This is a genomic window from Kibdelosporangium phytohabitans (genome assembly GCF_001302585.1).
In the GTDB taxonomy this organism is placed as follows: Bacteria; Actinomycetota; Actinomycetes; order Mycobacteriales; family Pseudonocardiaceae; genus Kibdelosporangium; species Kibdelosporangium phytohabitans.
Genome location: NZ_CP012752.1, coordinates 8,645,530 through 8,667,937, shown reverse-complemented (window position 1 = coordinate 8,667,937; position 22,408 = coordinate 8,645,530). Strand labels below are relative to the sequence as shown.

The 22,408-nt window shown below is 69.0% G+C and carries 18 protein-coding genes and 1 pseudogene; 13 read left to right on the top strand and 6 right to left on the bottom strand.

Annotated elements, in window-relative coordinates; genetic code table 11:
* Nucleotides 1-47: 47 nt before the first annotated feature.
* On the top strand, nt 48-962 hold the full coding sequence (locus AOZ06_RS38930; RefSeq protein WP_054293950.1) for a LysR family transcriptional regulator: 915 nt from the start codon (nt 48-50) through the stop codon (nt 960-962).
* Here AOZ06_RS38930 and AOZ06_RS38925 read toward each other — a convergent pair.
* Nucleotides 949-2,115, bottom strand: a complete 1,167-nt coding sequence (locus AOZ06_RS38925) for an MFS transporter (RefSeq protein ID WP_054297248.1) — start codon at nt 2,113-2,115, stop codon at nt 949-951. The genes AOZ06_RS38930 and AOZ06_RS38925 overlap by 14 nt on opposite strands.
* 100 nt (nt 2,116-2,215) lie before the next feature.
* On the opposite strand from AOZ06_RS38925, the gene AOZ06_RS38920 reads away from it, so the two are divergent.
* The 7 genes and pseudogenes from AOZ06_RS38920 to AOZ06_RS38895 all read left to right on the top strand — a co-directional run bounded on the left by AOZ06_RS38920 (nt 2,216) and on the right by AOZ06_RS38895 (nt 8,998).
* The gene (locus tag AOZ06_RS38920; RefSeq protein WP_054293949.1) at nt 2,216-3,043 is read left to right on the top strand and encodes a helix-turn-helix domain-containing protein; all 828 of its coding nucleotides are present in this window, start codon (nt 2,216-2,218) and stop codon (nt 3,041-3,043) included.
* Nucleotides 3,044-3,198: 155 nt separating this feature from the next.
* Nucleotides 3,199-3,608: pseudogene (locus AOZ06_RS62330) on the top strand (tyrosinase family protein).
* Nucleotides 3,517-3,738, top strand: a complete 222-nt coding sequence (locus tag AOZ06_RS58115; protein ID WP_169798826.1) for a hypothetical protein — start codon at nt 3,517-3,519, stop codon at nt 3,736-3,738. The pseudogene AOZ06_RS62330 and the gene AOZ06_RS58115 overlap by 92 nt, the downstream one beginning before the upstream one ends.
* Nucleotides 3,739-3,899: 161 nt before the next feature.
* Nucleotides 3,900-5,000, top strand: a complete 1,101-nt coding sequence (locus AOZ06_RS38910) for an MBL fold metallo-hydrolase (RefSeq protein ID WP_054293947.1) — start codon at nt 3,900-3,902, stop codon at nt 4,998-5,000.
* 125 nt (nt 5,001-5,125) lie between these two features.
* Nucleotides 5,126-6,298: an MFS transporter gene (locus tag AOZ06_RS38905; RefSeq protein WP_054293946.1), complete on the top strand. Its 1,173-nt coding sequence runs from the start codon at nt 5,126-5,128 to the stop codon at nt 6,296-6,298.
* Nucleotides 6,295-6,711, top strand: a complete 417-nt coding sequence (locus AOZ06_RS38900) for a Dabb family protein (RefSeq protein ID WP_054293945.1) — start codon at nt 6,295-6,297, stop codon at nt 6,709-6,711. Before AOZ06_RS38905 ends, AOZ06_RS38900 begins: the two co-directional genes overlap by 4 nt.
* Before the next feature lie 547 nt (nt 6,712-7,258).
* Nucleotides 7,259-8,998 carry a M28 family peptidase gene (locus AOZ06_RS38895; RefSeq protein ID WP_054293944.1) on the top strand — a complete coding sequence of 580 codons (1,740 nt, stop codon included), beginning with the start codon at nt 7,259-7,261 and terminating at the stop codon, nt 8,996-8,998.
* A 51-nt stretch (nt 8,999-9,049) separates the two neighbouring features.
* On the opposite strand, the gene AOZ06_RS38890 is transcribed toward AOZ06_RS38895, so the two are convergent.
* Nucleotides 9,050-9,643 carry an SRPBCC family protein gene (locus AOZ06_RS38890; RefSeq protein WP_054293943.1) on the bottom strand — a complete coding sequence of 198 codons (594 nt, stop codon included), beginning with the start codon at nt 9,641-9,643 and terminating at the stop codon, nt 9,050-9,052.
* A 283-nt stretch (nt 9,644-9,926) separates the two neighbouring features.
* On the opposite strand from AOZ06_RS38890, the gene AOZ06_RS38885 reads away from it, so the two are divergent.
* From AOZ06_RS38885 to AOZ06_RS38875, 3 genes are read left to right on the top strand one after another with little or no spacing between them, the layout of a single operon-like run.
* Nucleotides 9,927-11,681, top strand: a complete 1,755-nt coding sequence (locus AOZ06_RS38885) for a hypothetical protein (protein WP_054293942.1) — start codon at nt 9,927-9,929, stop codon at nt 11,679-11,681.
* A 24-nt stretch (nt 11,682-11,705) separates the two neighbouring features.
* Nucleotides 11,706-13,529, top strand: a complete 1,824-nt coding sequence (locus AOZ06_RS38880; protein ID WP_054293941.1) for a hypothetical protein — start codon at nt 11,706-11,708, stop codon at nt 13,527-13,529.
* Nucleotides 13,526-15,304, top strand: a complete 1,779-nt coding sequence (locus AOZ06_RS38875) for an AMP-dependent synthetase/ligase (protein WP_054293940.1) — start codon at nt 13,526-13,528, stop codon at nt 15,302-15,304. Before AOZ06_RS38880 ends, AOZ06_RS38875 begins: the two co-directional genes overlap by 4 nt.
* A 12-nt stretch (nt 15,305-15,316) precedes the next feature.
* Here AOZ06_RS38875 and AOZ06_RS38870 read toward each other — a convergent pair whose 3' ends face one another.
* Nucleotides 15,317-16,531: a PucR family transcriptional regulator gene (locus AOZ06_RS38870; RefSeq protein ID WP_054293939.1), complete on the bottom strand. Its 1,215-nt coding sequence runs from the start codon at nt 16,529-16,531 to the stop codon at nt 15,317-15,319.
* Between the two features lie 353 nt (nt 16,532-16,884).
* Between AOZ06_RS38870 and AOZ06_RS38865 the strand changes: the two genes are divergently transcribed.
* Entirely contained in the window at nt 16,885-17,775 is an 891-nt protein-coding gene (locus AOZ06_RS38865) for a glycoside hydrolase family 6 protein (RefSeq protein WP_054293938.1), read from the top strand.
* Between the two features lie 22 nt (nt 17,776-17,797).
* Here the strand turns inward: AOZ06_RS38865 and AOZ06_RS38860 are convergent, their stop codons facing one another.
* The 3 genes from AOZ06_RS38860 to AOZ06_RS38850 all read right to left on the bottom strand — a co-directional run bounded on the left by AOZ06_RS38860 (nt 17,798) and on the right by AOZ06_RS38850 (nt 19,960).
* Entirely contained in the window at nt 17,798-18,679 is an 882-nt protein-coding gene (locus tag AOZ06_RS38860) for a helix-turn-helix domain-containing protein (protein WP_063810187.1), read from the bottom strand.
* A gap of 328 nt (nt 18,680-19,007) precedes the next feature.
* The gene (locus AOZ06_RS38855) at nt 19,008-19,457 is read right to left on the bottom strand and encodes an iron chaperone (protein ID WP_054293936.1); all 450 of its coding nucleotides are present in this window, start codon (nt 19,455-19,457) and stop codon (nt 19,008-19,010) included.
* A gap of 47 nt (nt 19,458-19,504) precedes the next feature.
* The gene (locus AOZ06_RS38850; RefSeq protein ID WP_054293935.1) at nt 19,505-19,960 is read right to left on the bottom strand and encodes a carboxymuconolactone decarboxylase family protein; all 456 of its coding nucleotides are present in this window, start codon (nt 19,958-19,960) and stop codon (nt 19,505-19,507) included.
* A 166-nt stretch (nt 19,961-20,126) separates the two neighbouring features.
* Between AOZ06_RS38850 and AOZ06_RS38845 the strand changes: the two genes are divergently transcribed.
* Nucleotides 20,127-22,349 (top strand): ATP-binding protein, encoded by a 2,223-nt coding sequence (locus AOZ06_RS38845; protein WP_218921849.1) that lies wholly within the window; start codon nt 20,127-20,129, stop codon nt 22,347-22,349.
* Nucleotides 22,350-22,408 lie beyond the last annotated feature (59 nt).

Below are 22,408 nucleotides of genomic sequence, written 5' to 3'. Positions count from 1 at the left end.
GTAGGTCTATGTTGACTATCCGAACAGGATTGTGAAGCATCACCTACATGATCGACCTGCGCCGGTTGCACGTGCTCCGCGCTGTGGCGCACCACGGCACGATCACGGCCGCGGCCAAGTCGCTGCACTTCACCACGTCGGCCGCCTCTCAGCAGATCCGTCAGCTGGCCCGGGAACTGGGCGTTGACCTGCTCGAACCGCACGGCAGGCGTGTGCGGCTGACCCCGGCCGCGCGTACTCTGCTCGTGCACGCGGACGCCATCGAGGCCCGCTGGGAGCAGGCCGAGATCGACCTGCACGCCGTTCGTGACGAGCCGGCCGGCCTGCTGCGGCTGTGCGCGTTCCCGTCAGCGGTGTCGATGCTGCTCGCGCCCCTTGTCGCACGTTTGCGCGCGCAGTACCCGCGCCTGGACATCCAGGTCCGCGAGGACGAACAGCACAACGCCTTCGACCTGCTGTTCAACGGTGAGACGGACCTGGTGGTCGTCGAGGCGACCCCCGGCAACCCGACGGCGAGCGACGCGCGATTCGACCAACGGCCGCTGCTGGACGACGTGTTCGACCTCGTGCTGCCCGCGTCCCACGACTTCGCGCGGCGCAAGGGCATCGCGCTGGCCGAGACCGCGGACCTGGAGTGGATCATCCCGGTCACCGCGAACACCTGCCGCGAGCACATTCTCGCGGCGTGCGGCACGGCCGGGTTCACGCCGCACGTCGTCCACCAGGTCCTGGAGTGGAACGCGATCGCCAACATGGTCGCGCACGGGCTCGGCGTGTGCCTGGTGCCCCGGCTCGCGCACCTGCCGCCGCACCTGCCGGTCACCCGCGTCCCGTTGCGGGGCAACCCGAAACCCAGCCGCAAGCTGCTGACGTGCACCCGTGCCAGCAGCGCACGGCACCCCGCGGTGGCCGTCGCGATCACGGAACTGCACCGCGCGGCCCAGGACGTCAGCCTCGCCTGAGGGCCGGGACTGTGCCCCGCCCGGCCACCACCGCGACGAGCGTTTGGCCGGCCGCGGCGGCACACATCAGGGCCAGTGGCGTGCTCCAGCCGGAGCTGACGGTGTGCAGCAGGCCGAAGACCGCCGGCCCCACGGCCGCCAGCAGGTAGCCGACGGACTGCGCCATCGCGGACAACGCCCCCGCCGCAGCCGCGTCCTGGGCTCGCAGGCTGAGGAATGCCAGCGCCAGCACCAAACACGCGCCGCCGCCCAGTCCGAGTACGACAGTCCACAACAGAGCCCACTGCGGTGCGAGCAGGAGCCCCGCGTACCCGGCGAGCATGATCAACGAGTTCACGGTGGCCAGTGCGCGCTGGTCACGTGCCCAGCGCAGCATCGCGGGCGCCGCCAGACTGGTCACCACCGCCACCACCTGGAACACGAACAACAGCCAGCCCGCCTCGGCGGCGCCGATCCCGCTGTCCTGGACCACCTGAGGCAGCCAGGTCACGACGACGTAGAAACCCAGCGACTGCAATCCCATGAACGCGGTGACCGCCCACGCCAACCCCGAGCCCCACGGCAACCGGTGGCCGCTGACCGCCCGCGCTGCTGGTCGGGGCGTCCGCACCTGCGGCAGCCACAGCACAATGGCCGCCAGCGCGAGCGCGATCCAGCAACCCAACGCCGTGTACCACCCGCCAGGGGCGACCTCGCTGATCGGCACCGCCACACCGGACGCCACCGCCGCGACACCTCCCATCACCGTGGCGTACGCACTGGTCAGCAAGCCCACCTTGGTCGGGAAGTCGCGCTTGATCAGGCTCGGCAGCAGCACGTTGCCCACCGCGATCCCGGCGCCGATCAGCACTGTCCCCGCGAACAGGCTGACGGTCGACGGCACCCACCGGATCGCGATGCCGAGCGTCAGCACCACGAGCGCGCTGGCCAGGAGCCGCTCAGGCCCCCGCCGCGGGGCCATCCGCGGCACAACCGGCGATATCACCGCGAACGCCAGCAGCGGCAGCGTGTTCACCAAGCCCGCGACGGCCGGGGACAGCCCCAGGTCGGCCTGTACGCGATCCAGCAACGGCCCGACCCCGGTCAGGCTCGGCCGCAGGTTCGCCGCGACGACCAGCAGCCCCCACACCATCAGCGCCCGTTTGTTCTGCATGCCGTCATCGTCGAGTCGGACCGCAGCGGCAACCAGGCCGTGCTCAGCCTCGCCCTCGCAGGGCGACGCTACGTGGCGGCATGCGTCGTACGCTGGCGTCATGGGGACGCCGCTGGGGGATTTCATCCGGGTCAAGCGCGACAGCATCCAGCCCGGCTCCCTGGGCCTGCCGGACCACGGCCGCCGCCGGTCACCCGGCCTGCGGCGGCTGGATCTCGCCGTCCGCGCCGGGATCAGCGCCGACTACCTCGCTCGCATCGAGCAAGGCCGTGACCGCAATCCGTCGACGGAAGTGATGAACGCCCTCGCCGACGCGCTCAGCCTCGCGCCCTCGGAACGCACCCACCTGCGCTACCTCGCGAAGATCACGGGGGACAGGTGCGCCACGGACTTCCGGCCCGCGCCGCCGCCTCGGCACGTGCGTCCGGCCGTGCTCGAGATGCTGACCCTGCTCGAACCAGGCATCGCGATCGTGACCAACCGGCTCGGTGACGTCCTCGCCCGCACCAGCGGTTACGAGACCGTCACCGGTGCGACCGGCCTGCTCGACGGCGACCCGCCGAACGTCACCCGCTACGTCTTCACCGATCCCAGGGCCCGCGCGTTGTTCGCCGACTGGGACGACATCGCGGACGAGCAAGCCTTCGACCTGTGGCTCGCGCCGTCGGTCGAGAACCTCGAATGGCTCGCCGCCGACATCAGCCCCGTCGCGGGCGACGACTTCACGCGTCGCCTGAAGAACCACGCGGTGCCCAGGCGTGGGATCCTGCGGCTCAACCACCCGGCTGGGCACGAGCTCCGGTTGCGGCGTGAGACGCTCGAACTCACCGCGGACGCCCAGCAGATCGTCGTCTTCCTCCCGGCGGACGAGCAGACAGCCGACGTGGCCGGCCACCGGTCCATCGGGCGGCTCCGGTCCATCTCGTGACAAGTGCCATCTGCCGGTGGCGTCCGGCCGGTGGAGCGGCTGCGCCCTGCTCGCTCGGTTATGTCCGCGAACACCTGGAGGCGGAGCCGTTCGCGCACCGAGGACCGGCTTTCCTGTCGTGGCGCAGGGAGTTCCTCCGCCGGTTCGAGCTGGACATGCCTCGCCTCATCCGGAGAGGCCGGCGGCATGCTCAAACGCGAGTTCGGCAAGTTCACCCCGTCGTTGCCCACAACCGACGACGTCAGCGCCAACGGGTTCCGCACCGCCTGGAAGGCTGGTCGCGTCGAGATGTCGGCCTGCACAACCGGGTGCACGTCTGGATCGGCGGTTCGATGCTGCCGATGTCCTCGCCGAACGACCCGGGTTCCTCCTGCACCACTGCGACATCGACCGGTTGTGGGCGGCTTGGCAGTACCAGCGCGATCGACCACACCAGACTGGGCCACGCCTGCGACACGGATCCACACCGGGCCTTGCTCACGCAGTTGCGTCCCGGCGAGGTGCTGCACCCGCTGGAGAAACTGCGTTCGCCCGCGGGCGACCACGAACTCTGGTACCTGCCTGACGGGCGACTCGTGCTGTACCGCAACGTGCCGACCACGACGTCGATCGGCAGGACGTGGGTTTCTGGGACCACCTGCTCGGCCGCGAGAACCTCGGCCTGCGCGTGCGGGCGTACCGGACCGGCACGGTGACACGCCACGGCTCTTCGAGGGCCTGGACCGTGAGCGCCCCGGTCATCGGCTCTGTCCCGCGCCGGATCGTGCTGACGCCGGAGGAACCGAGGATAGGTAGTCATCGCCTACGCGAACGCGTTCGCCTTCGTGGGACGGTTTTCCCCAGGAGGGAGAAAACCATGAACCGCGAAGCGAAAACCCAGATGTCCCGGCGGGCCGTCCTGCGTTCCGGTGCCTGGGCGGCAGGCGTCGCCACTGTCGGCGCGCTGTCGCCCGGCACCGCCGCGGCAACGGGCGCGACCACCACCGGGTCCGAACTCGTCCTGCTCGGAACCGCTGCCGGTCCCGCCCTCACGAGCGGCCGGTACGGGATCGCGAGCGCCCTCGTCGTTCGAGGCAACGTCTACCTCGTCGACTGCGGCCGGGGCGCCCTGTCCCAGTACGTGCGCGCGGGCCTGGATCCGGCACGGCTCAAGGCCGCCTTCATCACCCACCTCCACGCCGACCACATCGCCGACTACTTCACCATCGCCACGTTCCTGGCGCCCACAGTCATGCCGGGAACCGGCAGCGTGCCGACCGTCGACGTGTACGGCCCGCCCAGCGCGGGCGCGCTCCCGGACGTCCAGGGCGCGAAATGGGTCGCACCCCACCACCCGACGCCCGGCCTCGCCGACCTGACCAGGCTGTCGAACGAGGCGTTCGCGTACTCCAGCAACACCTTCATCGCCGAGCACATCGGACACGACCCGGTCAGCGCCCTGCGGGTGCACGAGATCAAGCTGCCGGACGTCGGCGCCTCGCCGATCGGCGACACAGCGCCGGTGATGAAGCCGTTTCCCGTGATGCGCAACGACGACGTCGAGGTGACAGCGATCCTGGTGTCCCACGGTGCCGTCTTCCCCAGCCTGGCGTACCGGTTCGAGACCGAACACGGCAGCGTGGTCTTCTCGGGGGACACCGCACTCACGCCGAACATCCCCACACTCGCCTCCGGCGCAAGCGTTCTCGTGCACGAGGCAAGCGATCCGCAGTGGTGGCACGAGCACGGGGCGCCCGAGGAGTTCGTCGAGCACATGCGGGAGACACACACGGACGTCCTCGACCTGGGGGTGGTGGCCCGGGAATCCGATGTGGGCTCACTTGTGCTCAGTCACATCGGGGACTTCCAGTCACAGCAGCAATGGCAGCAGCGTGCCGCCTTGGGCGCGCGCAAGGGCAGGTACCGCGGACGGGTGACGGTAGGGGAGGACCTCAAGCGCCTGCGGGTGGTCCGCTGACGCGCCACCGCGCCCGGGGCAGGCCCAGCCGATCGTGGCGTCTGCCGACAAGTAGGCAGTCAGTAGGTGGGTATAGGTGAACGTCACCGACGCGAATGAGACCGCGGTCGCGCGACTGTGTTCCCATGACAACTCGACCCGCTGCCACCACACCGAGCCTCATCGCTCGTGGCACAGTGCTCGCCGCGGCTGCGCTGACAATCATGGCGGCGGCGATCATCGCACCCAGTCTCCCGGAGATGGGGAAGGTGTTCGCCGGTCCCGGCGCGGAGCTCATGGTCCGGCTGGCGCTGACCGTCACCTCACTCATGATCGCGGTCAGCGCCCCGGTTTCGGGTGTGGTCGCCGACCGCGTGGGCCGTCGGCCGCTGCTGGTGTTCAGCCTCGTGTTGTATGCCATCTGCGGCACGGCCGGATACTTCGTCGGTGACCTCTACCTGCTGCTGGTCACCAGGGCGCTGCTCGGGATAGCCGTCGGCGGGGTGATGACGGCCGTCAGCGCGACGATCACCGACTGGTTCGACGGCCCCCGCCGGGCGGCGTTCCTCGGCTTGCAGCAGGCCTTCGCCAGCCTCGGCGGCGTCGTTTTCCTGCCACTGGCAGGCCTGCTGGCGACGGTGAGCTGGCGTGCGCCGTTCTGGATCTACGCCGTGTCAGCCGTCGTCGCGTTGTTCGCTGTGCTGGCCGTACAGGACGCCCCACGCGACAAGCACGCCTCGGCACCTAGCCAGGGCCGGACAACGACCGGACCTGTGCTCGGCGTGTACGCGGTGGCTCTAGTCGCGACGCTGGCGTTCTACATGGCGCCAACCCAGTTGCCGTTCCTGCTGGGCGGCTTCGGCGCAGGCCCTGTCGTCGTCGGCGTGGTGATCGCGGGCAGTACAGTGACCAGCGCTCTTGGCGCGCTCGGGTTCCCAGCGTTGCGCAAGCGGTTGAGCACCACAGCGATCACCACGACAAGCGTCGCACTGCTGGGCGTGGGCTGGCTGCTGGTCGGCGCGGCGGGGAACGTCGTGATGGTGACGGCAGGGTTGCTCGTCGGCGGCTTCGGCGTCGGGTTCGCGGTACCCAACCTGACCATGTCGCTCAGCGAACTCGCCCCACCCGACCGGCGCGGCAGAGTCCTCAGCGGACTGGTGACGGGTGTCTTCCTCGGCCAGTTCCTGTCCCCGCTGGCAGTGCAGCCACTGATCGCGGCGACAGGGGTGGCGGACGCCTTCACCTGGACCGGAATCGCCATGGCGGCCGGAGCGGCGATCGCCGCGGCCGGAACACGGAAACGAAAGGAAAACCGATGATCTACCACGGAAACCGTTTCACCATGAAGCCAGGAGCAGACCCAGCGGCGATGGAGGAAGCCCTGGAAAGCCTGCGCAACCAAGGCCGGGCCATCCCGTCGGTGAAGTCGTTCGTCGTCGGCCGCGACTACGGCGGCGAGTACGAATGGGGCGCGACCTTCGTGATCGAGGACCTCGAAGGCTACTGGGAGTACCTGATCCACCCGGCCCACCGAAACACCGACAGAGTAGGCCTGCCACTGGTGGACAAGTTCGTGTCCTTCGACATAACAGACGACCCAGACCCGGAGATGGGGAAGAAAATCGCAGCCCTGCACAAGCGAAGGTACGACAGCGACCCGGAACTCACGAAACTGGTCAGCGACCTGAGCGAGTACACCGGAAGCGCAGCCCCAGGCCCACACGGAGGCTGAGCCGGGCAACAGAAGAGGTCACTGGTCAAGGCAGCCACGCTGCCATGTACACGACAGACCAGGCCGGGGGCCGGGCAGGCCGCGAACACCCGCTGGCCCGCACGCCAACCCGTGCGGGCTGAGCGACAGCCAACCGACAGCGACGAGCGCGCAAGCGCAGACGAGGGCGTCGGCCAGGAGCACCCACGCCACTGAAGACCACAAGATCCAGAGCACAGGAAAGGAAGAAAACCAAACACAAGCTCCTGCCCGGAGGTCAGCCCCCGGCGAGGGAAAGCTCGTTCCGTGCGGAACTCGGCCCTTTGGCCGCAACACGGCACCCCCCACACGGAGGGGACAAGACGTAACAGGCAATTGGTATGGACCAAAGTGGTCAACCTTGAAGTGTTGCCGCACGGGGCCGTCTCCGCTACCTACCGGAAGCCCTAATTTTCGCGGCCCGCGTGGTGCGACGCTTCGCACAGTTCGGTCGCACCCCGGACGTGGAGCCACACATTCCCGCGGGGCGGGGGCGGCCAAGCTTTCCCTGCCTTACAAGGAGCATCGGATGAAGCACAGAACCCTGGGTGCGGCGGTCGCTTTGGCGGCCCTCGCCTGGGTGACCGCGTCCGCGGGGCCCACGCAGGCGGCCGAAGCGCAGCCGCCCGCGGTGGCGACGCTCGCGGCCCCGAACATCGACGTTGCGGCGGTGCAGAGCCACCTGACCCAGTTCAGCAACTTCGCCAGCAGTGGCGGCGGCAACCGGCGCGCGGGTAGCGCCGGGTACAACCAGTCGCTCGCGTACATCAAGGGCAAGCTCCAGGCGGTCGGCTACCAGGTCGTCGAGCAACGGTGCACGACCTGCACCTACGTCTCGAACAACCTGATCGCGGACTGGCCCGGCGGTGACGCCAACCAGACCATCATGTTCGGCGCCCACCTGGACAGCGTGTCGGCCGGTCCCGGCATCAACGACAACGGTTCGGGCTCGGCCACGCTGCTGGAGAACGCACTCCAGCTCGCCGCGAGCAACCCGACGATGACCAAGCACGTCCGGTTCGGCTGGTGGACCGACGAGGAACAGGGCCTCAACGGCTCCGAGTTCTACGTCGGCCAGCTGTCCGGGGCCCAGCGGTCGGCGATCAAGGCGTACTACAACTTCGACATGGTGGCCTCCACCAACGGCGGCTACTTCATCAACAACATCGGCACCGCCGCCGCGGCACCGCTGCGCGAGTACTGGACGTCGCTGAACCTGCAGCCGGAGGAGAACACCGAGGGCGCGGGCCGGTCCGACGACTACTCCTTCCAACAGGTGGGAATCCCGTCGTCCGGATACGCCACAGGCGCGTCCTACCGCAAGTCCGCGGCCCAGCAACGCAAATGGGGCGGCACGGCCAACGCCGCCTACGACCCGTGCTACCACAGCCGGTGCGACACGACGAGCAACATCAACGCCACCGCCCTGGACCGCTCGGCGGACGGTGTCGCGTACACCATCTGGAAGCAGGCGGTCAGCGAGACACCGCAGAACGACTTCTCGGTCTCGCTGTCCCCGGCGTCCGGCTCGGTCAAGGTCGGCACGACCGGGACGTTCACCGTGAACACGGCCACCACGTCCGGTTCGGCGCAGAACGTGACGTTGTCCGCTTCGGGTGCGCCCAGCGGTGTCAGTGTCTCGTTCAACCCGGCCACTGTCCAGTCGGGATCGTCCTCCACCGCGACGGTCACGGTCAGCTCGTCGGCGTCCCCCGGCACGTCGCAGATCACGGTGACGGGCACGGGAACCAAGGTGCGCACGGCGACCTACGGCCTGACGGTCACCACTGACAACCCGGTGCCCGATTTCTCGGTGTCGCTGAACCCGTCCTCGGGCACGGTCGCGGCTGGTGCCACGGGAACGTTCGCCGTGAACACGGCGACCACGTCCGGCTCACCGCAGGACGTGACGTTGTCCGCTTCGGGTGCGCCGAGCGGTGTCAGTGTCTCGTTCAACCCGGCGACTGTGCAGTCTGGTTCATCGTCCACGGCAACAGTCACAGTGGATGCGTCGACGGCCGCGGGCTCGTACACCATCACCGTGACGGGCAGTGGCTCAGTGAGCAGGACGGCGACGTACGCGTTGACCGTCACCGGTGGTGGCACCGGCTGCAACGGTGTCCAGGCGTGGAACTCGACGGCGTCCTATGTGCCGGATGACCTGGTCTCGCACAACAGTCACAAGTGGAAGTCCACCTGGTACTCGTCCGGTGCGGAGCCGGGCGCGCCGGGATCGTGGGCGGTCTGGCAGGACCAGGGAGCCTGCTGACACCGGGGTTCCGGGCGGTTGCCGGCTTGGCCGGCAGCCGCCCGGCGCTCGTCAGTCGCAGGGATCGGCCTCGGCGGCGGCCTTGAGGTCCGTCAACCAGGCCTCGAGCCCCATGTCGGACGAGGGGTCGGCATGGGGGCCGCTGTGGCTTTCCTCGGTGCGGACGAGAACGCCGCCGGGGACCTTGACGAAGTTCCAGACGTGCACACCGTCGATGTGGTAGCCACCGGGGCCGTCGGCGGGCCCGGTCCAGCGGACGCACTTGCCGTGCTGGAGTTGCTGCACGGTGGAGTTGATGACCACAGTGGCAGGAGGAGTGGACGGCACGGCGATGGTGGCCCGGAACCGCGAGTGCTTGCGCAGCGGACCGTGGTCCAGGCGCTTGATGGTCATCGGAGCAGCGGGTTTCTGCCAGGACGTCCACTCCTCCACGTCGGTCTGCAGATCCCAGATGGTGCGCAGCGGCGCGTGGATGAGGATTTCGCTGCGGTAACGCGCCTTGGCGGTCGTGTCGACGCCTTTGCCCTGGCACGTCAACGACGCCGGGCCGGCAGTGGCGGCCTGAGCAGGCGCGGTGGTCGCGAGTGCGCCGGCGACGGCCAGCGGGACCGCGAGCAGAGCAACACGCCTGCGAGTACTGAGCATGGTTTTTCACTCCCGTAACCGTTTGGTGGATTCCTGGACCAGCCTCGCGCGGTGACGAGTGCGGTCGCGTCGGCGAGAACTACGTAGATCGGGCACACGGGGTTCGTCGCGTCGAATCGGAGGACCCAAGCGTTTGGCACCGTGCACAAACTCGCGGGGCGATAGTTTGCGCGTTGTGCCAGCAGACAGCGGGCTGGTCCTGGCACATGCTTGTGCACCTGACTGATCCACACCGTCGATCGGCACGAAGGAAGCTGATCACCGACAGTGACGGAGATCGACAATGGTGTCACAGCTGTCCCGGATCACCGCGGTGTCCGCCGCGGCTCTCATGGTCACCGGCCTGCTGGCCGCCGCTGTGCCCGTGGCCGAGGCCACGAACACGGCGGAGTCGGGGGTACTCCGCCGGGCCGAGACTGTCCTGGAGACCACCGACGGCATCCAGGCCAGTCATGTGAGCCTGCTGGCCCCGATGCCCGCGGGCACGCCGCCGCACACTGCTGCCTGTGACTCGATTGGCTACATGCGGTATCGCTCGGCGGACGGTCCCGCTGACCCGCAGAAGGCTGACTCCGTCGTGGTCGCCCAGCAGGGGACGTTCGGCAACGCGTACAACTCCGACAGCGTCGCCCGCAACACTGTGCGGGCCGCGCGGAGCGCTGGGCGTGCGATCGAGTACTGGACGCTGGCGCGCCGCGGGAACTGCCTCAACGACGACACCGGCTTCGACGCCGCCAAGAAGGCGGGCGACTACCGCGTCGCGGTGGACTACTACTACCGCGGCAAGGAGGTCGACGGCCGGAAGTTCGCCGGGTTCACCGCCGTGCGCGACGACCCGTTCACCGCCGAACTGGGGCTCGAACGCACCCTGCGCGACCAGTACGACCTGATGCTGCACGAACTGCCGGACCAGCGGATCCGCCAGTCCAAGGTGTTCTGCGACGGCATCTCCATGGGCGGGCTCGTCACCGGGCTGTTCGCGTCGTGGGACTTCGACGGCAACCCCGCCACCACCGCCGACGCGGGCCACAACCAGTGCGCCGGGTTCATCGCCCAGGACACCTTCCTGCCCAGCGATCCCCTGTCGTTGAAGGCTGATCCGGTGCTCGCGCTGGTGTCCGGCCTGCTCGTGGGCAAGACGCACCAGGCGGTCAGCGCCGGTTTCCGCAACGGGACGCTGCCACGCACCCTCGACGGCCTGCCGGTGACGCCGCCCGCGTACTTCCACCTCCAGCGCATGGCCGGGCTGGCCGCGCACCTCGCCCCCGGCCGGGAGAGCGACCTGTTGCGGTCCGTGCCGAAGGACCCGGCTTTGGAGACGTTGCTGAACGTCGTCCACGCGCCGAGCTACCTCGACTTCCTCGCGGGCACGAATGGAATCCGCGATTTCCGCCACACCAATGAGGCACTGCTGGGCACGTTGGTGGACAACAACTCCGCCAACATCGGCTTGCTGCACGTCAACGTCGGCGCCATCGCCGGCGGCCCGCTGCGGCCGCGGACGTTCCCGCTGCCCGGTGGCCTCAGCACGGTCCCGGTGATCGGTGAGCTGCTCAGCGTCGTCGCGGGCCCGGAGAAACGAGTCGCGCCGGCGAGCCGGACCGCTCTGTACACCTGGCGCAACTACAACGACGTCGCCGGTGTGCCGTTCACCTCGCCCGGCCAGGAAGTCAGCGACATCCGCGACCTCGCGCGGCAACTCGCGCAGGGCAGCCCGATCGGCTACTGGGAGGAGAACTTCCCCCTCAAGCTGCTGGCCGACATCATCCTCGCGTTCGGTGGGGCCCGTGACGGGGAGCTGGCCAACATCCGCTACGAGAACGCCGCGCGGAACACCACCAAACCGACGCTGACCGTGCTGGCGGGCAACAGCCCGGTGCGGACGGTGTCAGCGATCCTCCTGCCCAAGAAGACGATCACCGTGCCCGGCTACTCGCACATCGACGTCATCAACGCCGCCGCCGTGCAGAACGACGGCAGGCTCGACCCCAGCGGCCGGCACGTGGCCGACTTCGTCATCGCCAACACGACCCGTTGACCGGCTGAGACACCTGGAGCCACTGTGACTGCACGCGCCATCGCCGTCATCTGCGCCGTCGCCCTCACCGGGTCAGCGGTGGCCGCCACCGCGGCCGAACCGTCCCCGGTGCCCCTGGGCAGCCCCGACCAGGTGGTGGAGACCCCGGTCACCGACGACCCGTTGGCAGGCAACGACGTCCTCGTCAGCACTGTGCGCCTGCACTACCCGTCGCCGTACTCGACGATGGCGCATCCGGCCGCGTGCGACTGGATCTCCTACCTGCGGTTCCGGCACAAGGACGGGCCTGCGCAGGCCAAGGACGCCGACGCCGTCTACACCGGACAGCCAGGCACGCTCACCGGCGCGTCGACCTACCGCGCGCAGGCACCGCAGGTGATCCGCAAGGCCGCCGCGCGCGGGAAGCACGTCGAATACCTCGCGCTGGAACGGCGTGCGAACTGCCTGGAGGACCACACCGGTTACGCTGCCGCCCGCCGCACCGGAACCATCCAGACCGGACTGGACTACTACTACCGCGGCAAGGCGATCGACGGCCGGACCTACCGCCGCTATCAGCCCAGCGAGCTCGGATTCCTCGGCGAATACGGCCTTGCGCTGACCCTCGACGACTGGCGCGCGGTGATCACCCACGCCGCACCGGACCCGGCGCAGCGACGGAAAGTGCTGTGCGGCGGGCATTCCCTCGGCGGATACCTGGTCGGTCCGATGCTCGCGTGGGACTTCGACAAGAACGTCAGCACCAAGGACGACGCCGGGTACAACCTGTGTGGCGGCGGAGCGTTCGCGTTGGAGGGCATCGCCTTCACCGATCCGCTCGGGCTGCGTTCCGCGCCATTGCCGGACAGCGTGATTTCGGCGTTCGGCAACAACATCCTGCGTGCCACGGTGAACACCGCGTTCCGCAACGGGCTGCTGCCGGCCATCGACACCCCGGTGTTCAGCGCGCCCGAACTAGGCCCGCTGCTCGGGCTCGCCGGCGAGGCCTCGGCACGGGCGCCCCGAGCCGAAAGCACGTTGCTGCGTGACGCCCCGCGCACGCCGTCGATCGACCTCCCGTTGCGCCTTTTCCTGTCGCCGCGCTACATCGACCTCGTCAACCCGCTGTACGACCCACGCGGGTACCGGCTGACCAACCGTGCGGCGCTGGGCATCCTGCTGGACAACAACGCGCAGTGGCTTTCCCCGTTGCAGACCGGCATGGGCGCGTTCGACGGGCCGGTCAAGGCCAAGACCTTCCCCGCGCCCAACGACCTCGACCGCATCCCGTTCCTGGGCCCGCTGGTGCGGATCCCGCAGGTGGGTATCGGGTTCGGTCAGAACTACGCCCCCGCCGACCGCAACCGCCTCTACGACTGGCTCGACTACGACCAGATCCCGGCCGGTGGCCTGCGCACGTCCGGCGGGCAGACCGTGACCACACCGGACAAGGAGGTCACGAGTTCCACCGACATGGCCGAGATGTTCGCGGGCGGCGGTTCGGCCGACATGGTCGAGTGGTACTTCCCCACGCGGATCCTGTCCGACGTCGTGTTCGCGCTCGGGGTCGGCCGCGGCGCCGAACTGGAGCAGTTGAAGTACCGGTCCGGTGGCATCCTGGACTTCCTGCTGCGCGGCGGCCAGTGGCAGTCCACGCCAACGGGCACCCGGCTGCTGACGGTGATCGCGGGCGACGGGCCGAACCAGAACGTCGGCCTCGGCGGGCTGATCCCGCGCGACGCGCTGCGCCCAGCCGGATACCGGCACTTCGACGCGGTGACCGCGGCGGAGAAGCAGAACAACGGACAGCCGGAGCCCGTCAGCGCCGCGCTGGTCGACCTCGCGTTCCCGGCAGGCGCCGCCCGATGAACCTGGAGACGTCAGTCGGCCGGATGTTCCTCGACCGGGCCGCCCGGACACCGCACCGGGAGGCTTTCCGCTACCGCGACGGCACCGGCTGGTGCTCGCTGACCTGGGCGGAGACCGAACGGCACGTGCGCAGGCTGGCGGCGGGCCTGATCGCGTTGGGTGTCCGGCCCGAACAGCGGGTCGCGATCGTGGCGGGCACCCGCTACGAGTGGATCGCGGCCGACCTCGCGATCATGTGCGCGGGTGCGGCGACCACGACCGTCTACCCGACCACGAACGGCGACGGGGTCGCGTACATCCTGGCCGACTCCGACAGCCAGGTGGTCTTCGCCGAAGACGCCGTGCAACTGGCGAAACTGCGTGCGCACCGCGACTCGATCCCACAGGTACGCAACGTCGTGCTGCTCGACGGGACAGCCCCGGACGACGACTGGGTCCTCGGTCTGGCCGAACTGGAACACCGCGGCGACGCCCTGCTGGAGCTCGACCCCAGCGCCGTCGATGACCGGGTCGGTGCCATCGCCGCGGACCGGCTGGCGACGATCATCTACACGTCCGGCACAACCGGTGTCCCGAAAGGCGTCCGGCTGCGGCATTCCGGTTGGGCGTACCAGGCGTCGGCGGTCGCGTCCCAGGGCTTCCTCAGCGCCGACGACCTGCACTTCCTGTGGCTGCCGATGGCACACGCCTTCGGCAAGGTGCTGTTGTCGTTGCAGCTCGCGGTCGGGTTCCCCACGGCCGTCGACGGCCGCGTCGAGCACATCGTGGACAACCTCGCGGACGTCCGGCCGACCTGGATGGCCGCGGCGCCGAGGATCTTCGAGAAGGCGTACGCCCGGATCGTCACCACGATGGAACAGCAGGGCGGCCTGCGGAAACGTCTCTTCGACTGGGCCTTCGCCGTCGGCACGGTCGTGTCCCGCTTACGGCGTGACGGCGGCACACCCGGGCCGCTGCTGGCGGCGCGGCACCGGGTGGCCGACCGGCTGGTGCTGGCCAAGGTCAGGAAACGCTTCGGCGGCCGGATCCGGTTCCTGGTCTCCGGCTCCGCCGCGCTGAACACGGGCATCGCCGAGTGGTTCCACGCGGCCGGCGTGCTGATCCTGGAGGGTTACGGGCTCACCGAGACCACCGCGGCGGCCACCATCAACCGCCCGGACCACTTCCGCTTCGGTACCGTAGGGCCACCGCTGCCCGGGACCGAAGTCCGGATCGCCGAAGACGGCGAGGTGCTGATCAGGGGAGCGGGCGTGATGGCCGGCTACCACAACCTCGACAAGGACACCGCCGGCGCGCTGGACGCCGACGGCTGGCTGCACACCGGTGACCTCGGCGAACGGGACCCCGACGGGCTGATCCGGATCACCGGCCGCAAGAAGGAGCTGTTCAAGACCTCCGGCGGGAAGTACATCGCGCCGTCGGCGATCGAGAGCCGGTTCATCGCGATCTGCCCGTACGCGAGTCAGTTCTTCGTGCACGGCGACGGGCGCAACTACTGCACCGCGCTGGTCACGCTGGACGCCGACGCCGTCGCCGGATGGGCGCGGCAGCGGGGAAAGCCCGATCGCGACCACGCGAGCGTCGTCCGGCTCGTGACATCGTACGTCGACATCTTGAACGCCGAGCTGAACCGCTGGGAGACGATCAAGAAGTTCGCCGTGCTCGACCGGGAGTTCTCGGTGGAATCCGGCGAACTGACACCGAGCCTCAAAGTCAGGCGCAAAGTCGTCGAGGACAACAACCGCGCCACACTGGACGCCTTCTACACCGCATAGCGCGCATTTCGGTCAGCCGGATTCCTGGCTGATGATGTCGTGCGCGGTGAGCGCGGCGGCCAGGCGGCGGGCGTCCACGGGCTGGGTCGCGTCGTACCCGGTGAGGGCACGGACGCGGTCCAGCCGGTAGGTGAGCGTGTTGCGGTGGATGTTGAGCGCCGCGGCTGCGTCGGACCGGCTGTACCCGGTCGCGATGAACGCCCGCAAAGCCCCGATCAGGTGCTCGTGACCGGCCAACGGGCTCAGCACCTCGGCCAGTGCCGTCCGGGCCGCTCCCGGTCGCGCCAGCTGGTATTCGATGGCCAGGTCGGCGAGCCAGTAGGGGCCGGGCGGGCAGCCCAGCCGCTGCGCCAGCGTGCGGACTTCGGTGGCGTTTTCGTGCGCGGCGGGAATCCCGGCGTGCGTGGCGGCGGTGGCGGCCCCGGCCACGCACGGGTGGCCCGCTGCCTTGTCGATGCGGGCAAGCAACCGCGCGACACGGGCACGTGACTGCTGGTCCGGCGGCGCGGACGCGGGGACGAGCAGGACACCGCCGTCGCCCTCGAACGTCACCAGAACCTCCGGCTCGGCGTCCAGTTCGGCCTGGATCGCGCGGAACAGGTTCGTCGTGGCCCTGGTGCTGATGGCTGCCGAGTCCGTGCCGACGTGGAACGCCACCACGTCGTAGCGTTCGGCGAGCGTGCGGCCGGAGCGTTGCGCGGCGCGGTGCGCGGGCCGCCCGGCGAGCAGGTTCCCGGCCAGGTTCTGGCGGTGCTCGCGTTGTTCCCAGTCGATGTCCTCCCGTTCCCGCAGGTACGCCTGCGCGACCTGGGGCATGACCGCGGCGAGGAACTCGAGGATCTGCTCGGTGAGCACGTTCAGTTCGGCGGCGTCGGCGCCTGCGACGCTCCGCGCGACGTGCCAGGCCTCCTGCGCGCCGATGGGATACACCTTGAGCACCGCGTCCAAAGGCAGGCCGTCGCGTGCGCGTTCCGCGCCCCACGCGATGGGGAGCGCCAGTTCCTGCTCGGTGGGCGCCCGGCGCTCGGCCACTGCGGTCAGGAACAGCTCGACCAGGGCGCGGGTGTTCGCCACGAGATCGCTGTCGAGCACGCTGACCGGCAGCAACCGGTAGGCCGGGATCTCCCGCACGGTACGGGCGACCATCGCCGCGGCGACCTCGTCGACACGCGACAGCATCGCGGCCACGACCGGCGACGCTGCCTGGTCCGCTGGATCGGTACCCATACCGCATTGTCGCCTCGCACAAACTCGACCGGCAACTTCCCACGCACCTGGTACATGCGTGTACCGCAATCCGCCGTAGCCCGGACGGCCGGAATTCGCGCGAAAGCGGGTGCAGCCGATTCGACTCGGCGAGTCACGAGTGTTCATCCGCACGTAGTTCAACCTGCTTGAACTCGACGATCCTCAGTGGACAGCGTGTTCACGGTTAGCGCTCCCAGAAACCCGGTCGGACGAAGTGATCGATTCGCCCGTTGTTGCGACGCGGGAAGCGATACCGTCCCGCCATGCTCCGTCACAGTCGACGTCACCTCGTCCTGCTCGCCGCTGCTTTTGTTCTGACAGCAGGGAACAGCGTGTTAAGCGCCCCGCTCGCGCAAGGCGCGACCTACAACCCGTACCTGGAGACAGACGGCCTGTTCCACGGATCGGACAACTCCGCATTGCGTTGGCTGGCCGAGAACCCGGGTCATGAGGACGCGGAACGGATACGAACCAGGATCGGAAATGTCCCGCAGGCCAGGTGGGTTGGGCCGGGTGGTGAGAACGGCTACACCGCCGACTACGTGTCCGCGGCGGCAGCGGCCAACGAACTCCCGGTCTTGGTCGCGTACGCCATTCCCGAAAGGGACTGCGGCGGGCAGTCACCCGGCGGGCTGCCGGACACGGCGTCGTACATCGCCTGGGCAGGCGAGTTCGGGCGGTCGATCGGAAACCGCCCCGCGGTCGTCGTGCTGGAGCCGGACGCGACACTGGCGTGTTTCAACGACGAACGCGTCCGTGCGCTGCGCGGGGCGATCGACGCGGTGAACCGGTACGCCCCGAAGGCCTGGATCTACCTCGACGCGGGCGACGGCAGGTGGAACCACCCGAAGGACATCGCACCAAGAATCAAAAAGATTGGCACACAAGGACTTCGCGGGTTCTCCGTGAACGTGTCGAACTACAACACGAGGGAAACCGTCGAAGCGTTCGCGGTGGGAATGCGGGAGCACCGCATCGACCTGCCGTACGTGTGGGACATCTCCCGCGACGGCAACGGTCCCGACAGCGAAGGCACGTGGTGCAATCCCGCTGGCCGGAAGCTGGGCGCACTTCCCCACACGGGCGGCGCGGCCGGCGCGGACGCGTCGCTGTGGGTCAAACACCCGGGGACGTCGGACGGCGATTGCGGGGCGTACCGCGGCACCTACTCGGGACAGTTCACCGCGCAGATAGCGACGCACCTCATGGCTCCGCTGGGCTGAACGCCCCTTCACGCGCACGGCCCTACACCTGCTCGCCCCCAGGGATCGTTGCCAGGATCTCACCGAGGATGGTGTCGGTTTCGGAATCGGGTTCGGCGACTGCCTCGAGGTCGAAGAAGGTCTCCAAGTAGGAGCTCGCCTGTTCGGGCTCGTTCACGATCAACTCGTCGCCGTGGGCGAACTCCCGCACGATGACGTACTCCTCGAATCCCTGATCGGGCAACGGGATTTCCAGAACACCGAACGAGCCTTTCGTGCCGATGTAGCCGCCGATGTCGAAGCGGGCGATCCGGATCGTGATGTGGGGGCGCTCGTTGAGCTCGCTGAGCCTGGTCAGCTGCTCCCGCATCACGCCGGGCCCGCCCACCCACCTGCGAATCACCGCTTCGTCGAGGATGAAGGACAACTGCGGCGGGTTCGGCCGGTCGAACAGTTCCTGGCGCCGCATCCGGATCTCCACGCCGGCAACGGCCTCGTCCGGTGGTGTGTCGAACGAGGCGATCATCGCGGTGGCGTACGCGCGTGTCTGAAGCAGACCGGGGATCGTCAACGCCCCGAAGGCGCGAATCGACCGGGCGGAGTCCTCGTAGCCGATGAAGGTGATCAACCTCTGGTTGTGCCGATGGCGGTATTGGTCCCACCACGCCAGCTGCCTGGTGGCTTTGGCGACCTCGACGAGTTGGTCGATGTGTTCCTGGTCCTCGATGCCGTAGAGGTGGAGCAGGGCGACGAGATCCGTCTTCGACACGCCGACAGCACCGGTTTCGATGCGGATGACCTTGCTGGGTGACCACTCGAGTGCCTCGGCTACGTCCTTTTGCGTCATGCCCGCGTCATCTCGATGTCGCCGCAACGCGGCAATCAGGCGACGCTGCTGGACGGTCGGGTTGTGCCCTTGTGTCATGTATCGACCTCATTCCTGCTGAATCGAGGTGTCTGCCATGTGGCGTGCATGGCGCAATCGCGATGCGGCGCTTGAGCGCGCGACTCCCGCCCCGGTCCGGCCTTCAAGCCTATGGGAGGTTCGTCGTCCGTAGTACCGCCGAAGAGGGGGAGGCGTTGACAGCCAACGGTTTCGGGCGGAATCCGGCAGGTTCGGGCTGGCCGGGGAAGCGATCAGCCGCTGTACGCGGATGCGTGCGGAAAGCACCCGTCCGCTGGTTCGCGGGCGGGTGCTGGGAATCCGGGTCTGACGGTGGTGAGGGAGTTCAGGTTTAATCCGGACAATCCGGTCAGCTGACTGCCTGCTGTACGAGTGCGGCGATCTTCTTCTCGACGGCGGGGGTCATCTTGGCCAGTGCGAACCACGCGGGCCACATCGCGCCGTCGTCGAGGTTGGCTTCGTCGCCGAAGCCCAGCAGGGCGTAGCGGGTCTTGAACTTCGTCGCGGGCTGGAAGTGGCAGACGATCTTGCCGTTCCGGGCGTACGCGGGCATCCCGTACCACAGCTTCGCGGTCAGGGCCGGTGCGTTGGCTTTGATCACGGCGTGCAGCCGCTCGGCGATCACCCGGTCGGATTCCGCCATCTCGGCGATCTTCGCGAGCACCTCGCCCTCCGTGTCCGCTTTCGTGCCGCGGCGGGTGGTCGCCTTCAGTTCCTTCGCGCGTTCCTTCATCGCGCCGCGCTCTTCCTCGGTGAAGCCGTCGTACTTCTTCGTCGCCGTGTTCTTGGTGGTAGCCATGGGAGTTCGCCTTTCGGGGTTCGGGGTGTGGGGTTGCGGGACCGTGGTCACCACTTGCCTGCTTGCTGGCGGGTCGGGGCGTTGATGCGGTTGAAGGTGTTGGTGATCGCGATGTTCAGCAGCAGCGCGGCCAGTTCCTTGTGGTCGAAGTGCTTGGCTGCCATGTCCCACACCTGGTCCGGGACTGGGTCCGCGTTGTCGGCCAGGCGGGTCACGGCTTCGGTCAGCGCGAGCGCGGCGCGTTCGGAGTCGTTGAACCAGGGGGTTTCGCGCCACGCCGCCACCGTGTCGACCTGCTCGGCTGACGCGCCGTTTCGGCGTGCCTGGCCCGCGCCTCCGGCCACGCAGGGGCCGCAGCCGTTGATCTGGCTGGCCCTCAGGTGCGTCAGGGCGAGCAGCTTGCCGTCCAGGCCCGTCGCCGCGATGGCTTTGTTGACGTCCATCAGGGCTTCCATCGCCCCCGGGATCAGCATCGCCGGGTTGGGCATCCGCTCGGTCGACATCTGGTTGCTCCCTTGTCCGTGGTCTCGCTGACAGGGGCAATCCGATCACCGGCGGGCTGTCCCGCGCGCTGCCCGTGGGACACCGTGGGACACTTGAGACGGCTCTGACCAGCGGGAACGTTGGAGTGATCCGTTTCGCTGGGACGGGACAGGTACGGTGTCGCTCGTGTCGAGCCCCCAGGAGCGACTGGTCGACCAGCTCGCACGGATCAAGGACCTGAGCGGCCTCAGCCTGCGTGCCCTCGCCCACCAGACCAGCCTGAGCAGTTCGTCGCTGTCCCGGTACCTCAACGGTCAGCTCGTGCCGCCGTGGGAGGCCGTGGTCGCGTTGTGCCGGGCTGTGAGCCGTGACCCGCGGCCGTTGCGCCCGATCTGGGCCGAGGCTGCCAAGGCCGGCGCTGCGCCGCCGCCTCGTCGCAACGATCTGCCTGCCGACCTGAACGACTTCACGGGCCGTGCGGCGGAGTACGCCCAAGTCGAGGAACTGCTGCGGGCAACGGGCGCGGTCGCGATCGACGGCATGCCGGGCGTCGGCAAGACCAGCCTCGCTGTGCACGTGGCGCACCGGCTCGCCCCGCGGTATCCGGACGGCGGGCTTTACCTGGATCTGCACGGTTTCACGCCGGGCCACGAGCCGTTGGAGCCGCACACCGCGCTGGGCCGGTTGCTGGGCGCGTTGGACATCGAGCATCCGCCGAACAGTGCCGGCGAACGCGCGTCGCTCTGGCGTTCGGAGCTGTCCCGTCGTCGAGCGCTTGTGGTCCTGGACAACGCTGTCGACGCCGAACACGTCCGGCCGTTGCTGCCCGGCGCGGGGAAGTCCGGTGTTCTCGTCACGAGCCGCTCGCGCCTGGTCAGCTTGGACGGCGTGCCCCCGGTGTCGCTGGCGCCGTTGCCCGACGGTGACGCGGCGCACCTGTTCGCCAAGGCGGCCGGACTTGAGATCGAGGGTGAGGAAGCCGTCAGCCAGGTCCTTTCCCAATGCGGCGGGCTGCCGTTGGCGCTGCGGATGGCGGGCGCCCGGCTCCGGCACCGGCCGGGCTGGACGGTGGCGGTCCTGGCTGAGCGGCTGCGGGCCGGCACCGGTCGCTTCGATTCCGCGTTCGGCATGTCGCTCCAGCAGCTCGACGGGGACCAGCGCCGCGTCTTCCGGCTGCTGGGTGTGCTGCCGGGCGCCGATTTCGACGCCGCGGTGGCCGCCGTGCTCGCCGGCACTCGGCCCGGCGAGGTCGAGGCGGTGATCGAGGAACTGGTCGACGCCCACCTGGTGCAGGAGCTCGCGCCAGGGCGGTACCGCGTGCACGACCTGATCCGGCGGTACGCGGCGGACCTGGCCGCTGAGGAGGAGCCCTCGGCGCACGACGCGGTGCGCAGGGTCGTGAGCCACTACCTGACGCGGGCGGTCGCCCACGATCGGGTGCTGCCGTCGCCGCAGCGCCGCGCGCCCGAGCCGGGTGACCCGGCGGAGGCCATGGCGTGGTTCGACCTCGAGTACGTCAACCTGATCGCCGGTTTCGACGCGGCGGTGCGGCTCGGTGTGGACGAGGTGGTGGCCGGACTGCCGCAGGCCATGCGTGTCTGGTTCTTCCGTCGCCGCGGCACCGACGACCAGGTGCGCATGCTCGAAGCGGCGGCGGCAGCCGCGCAACGACTCGGCCGGGGCCACGAGCGGGCATCGCTGCTGTCGGACCTCGGCTTCGCCCACGCGACCGCCGGGCGTCTCACCGAGGCGCTCACCGCGTACGAACAGGCCGAGCACGCCGGGAACGACGACCTCGCGGCCGGTCTGGCGTTGCGGATCGGTTTCGTGCGCCGGGATCTCGGCGACTTCGGGGCAGCACGGACGCAGTTCCGGCGTGCGCGCGAACTGTTCGAGAAGACCGGGCACTCCGGCGGGCAGTCGCAGGCGTTGGCCTTCGACGGATGGGTGACGCTCCGGCTGGGCCGCCGCGGCGAAGCCGTGGAGCTGGCCAGGGCGTCTGTCGCCGTGGCGGCCGGACCTGCCCGGATCACGGGATTGGTGACGCTCGGCCTCGCACTGGCGCCGGATGAGCCCGAGGAGTCGCTGCGGTCGCTGCACGAGGCCTTGCGGCTGGCGGAGCAGAACAACCTGCGGCACAACGAAGCGTGGTGCCACAACTACCTCGGCGTCGCACTGCGGGAAATGGGCGATCACGAGCAGGCGCTGCGACAGCACCGGCGCGCTTTCGAGCTGCTGGAACCGCTGGCCGAGGTCCAGCTGGAGATCGACTGCCTGCATGCCTACGCCCGGACGTGCCGCGTAGCCGGGCGACACGACGAAGCACGGGCGCTGCTCGACCGGGTCGTCAAGATCGCGCGTGAGCTGGGCAGACCGTATGACGAGCAGCTGGCCCGAGCGGCGCGTTGAGGGGCTCTATCACCACTGCCGTTGTGGATGGAGGTAGCGTCTGGAGTGACTACGGTGAA

What these genes read in the sequence shown, in the direction of transcription:
- AOZ06_RS38930 (WP_054293950.1), top strand. Translation starts at nt 48, where the DNA reads ATGATCGACCTGCGCCGGTTGCACGTGCTCCGCGCTGTGGCGCACCAC.
- AOZ06_RS38925 (WP_054297248.1), bottom strand. Translation starts at nt 2,115, where the DNA reads ATGCAGAACAAACGGGCGCTGATGGTGTGGGGGCTGCTGGTCGTCGCG.
- AOZ06_RS38920 (WP_054293949.1), top strand. Translation starts at nt 2,216, where the DNA reads ATGGGGACGCCGCTGGGGGATTTCATCCGGGTCAAGCGCGACAGCATC.
- AOZ06_RS38910 (WP_054293947.1), top strand. Translation starts at nt 3,900, where the DNA reads ATGAACCGCGAAGCGAAAACCCAGATGTCCCGGCGGGCCGTCCTGCGT.
- AOZ06_RS38905 (WP_054293946.1), top strand. Translation starts at nt 5,126, where the DNA reads ATGACAACTCGACCCGCTGCCACCACACCGAGCCTCATCGCTCGTGGC.
- AOZ06_RS38900 (WP_054293945.1), top strand. Translation starts at nt 6,295, where the DNA reads ATGATCTACCACGGAAACCGTTTCACCATGAAGCCAGGAGCAGACCCA.
- AOZ06_RS38895 (WP_054293944.1), top strand. Translation starts at nt 7,259, where the DNA reads ATGAAGCACAGAACCCTGGGTGCGGCGGTCGCTTTGGCGGCCCTCGCC.
- AOZ06_RS38890 (WP_054293943.1), bottom strand. Translation starts at nt 9,643, where the DNA reads ATGCTCAGTACTCGCAGGCGTGTTGCTCTGCTCGCGGTCCCGCTGGCC.
- AOZ06_RS38885 (WP_054293942.1), top strand. Translation starts at nt 9,927, where the DNA reads ATGGTGTCACAGCTGTCCCGGATCACCGCGGTGTCCGCCGCGGCTCTC.
- AOZ06_RS38875 (WP_054293940.1), top strand. Translation starts at nt 13,526, where the DNA reads ATGAACCTGGAGACGTCAGTCGGCCGGATGTTCCTCGACCGGGCCGCC.
- AOZ06_RS38870 (WP_054293939.1), bottom strand. Translation starts at nt 16,531, where the DNA reads ATGGGTACCGATCCAGCGGACCAGGCAGCGTCGCCGGTCGTGGCCGCG.
- AOZ06_RS38860 (WP_063810187.1), bottom strand. Translation starts at nt 18,679, where the DNA reads ATGACACAAGGGCACAACCCGACCGTCCAGCAGCGTCGCCTGATTGCC.
- AOZ06_RS38855 (WP_054293936.1), bottom strand. Translation starts at nt 19,457, where the DNA reads ATGGCTACCACCAAGAACACGGCGACGAAGAAGTACGACGGCTTCACC.
- AOZ06_RS38850 (WP_054293935.1), bottom strand. Translation starts at nt 19,960, where the DNA reads ATGTCGACCGAGCGGATGCCCAACCCGGCGATGCTGATCCCGGGGGCG.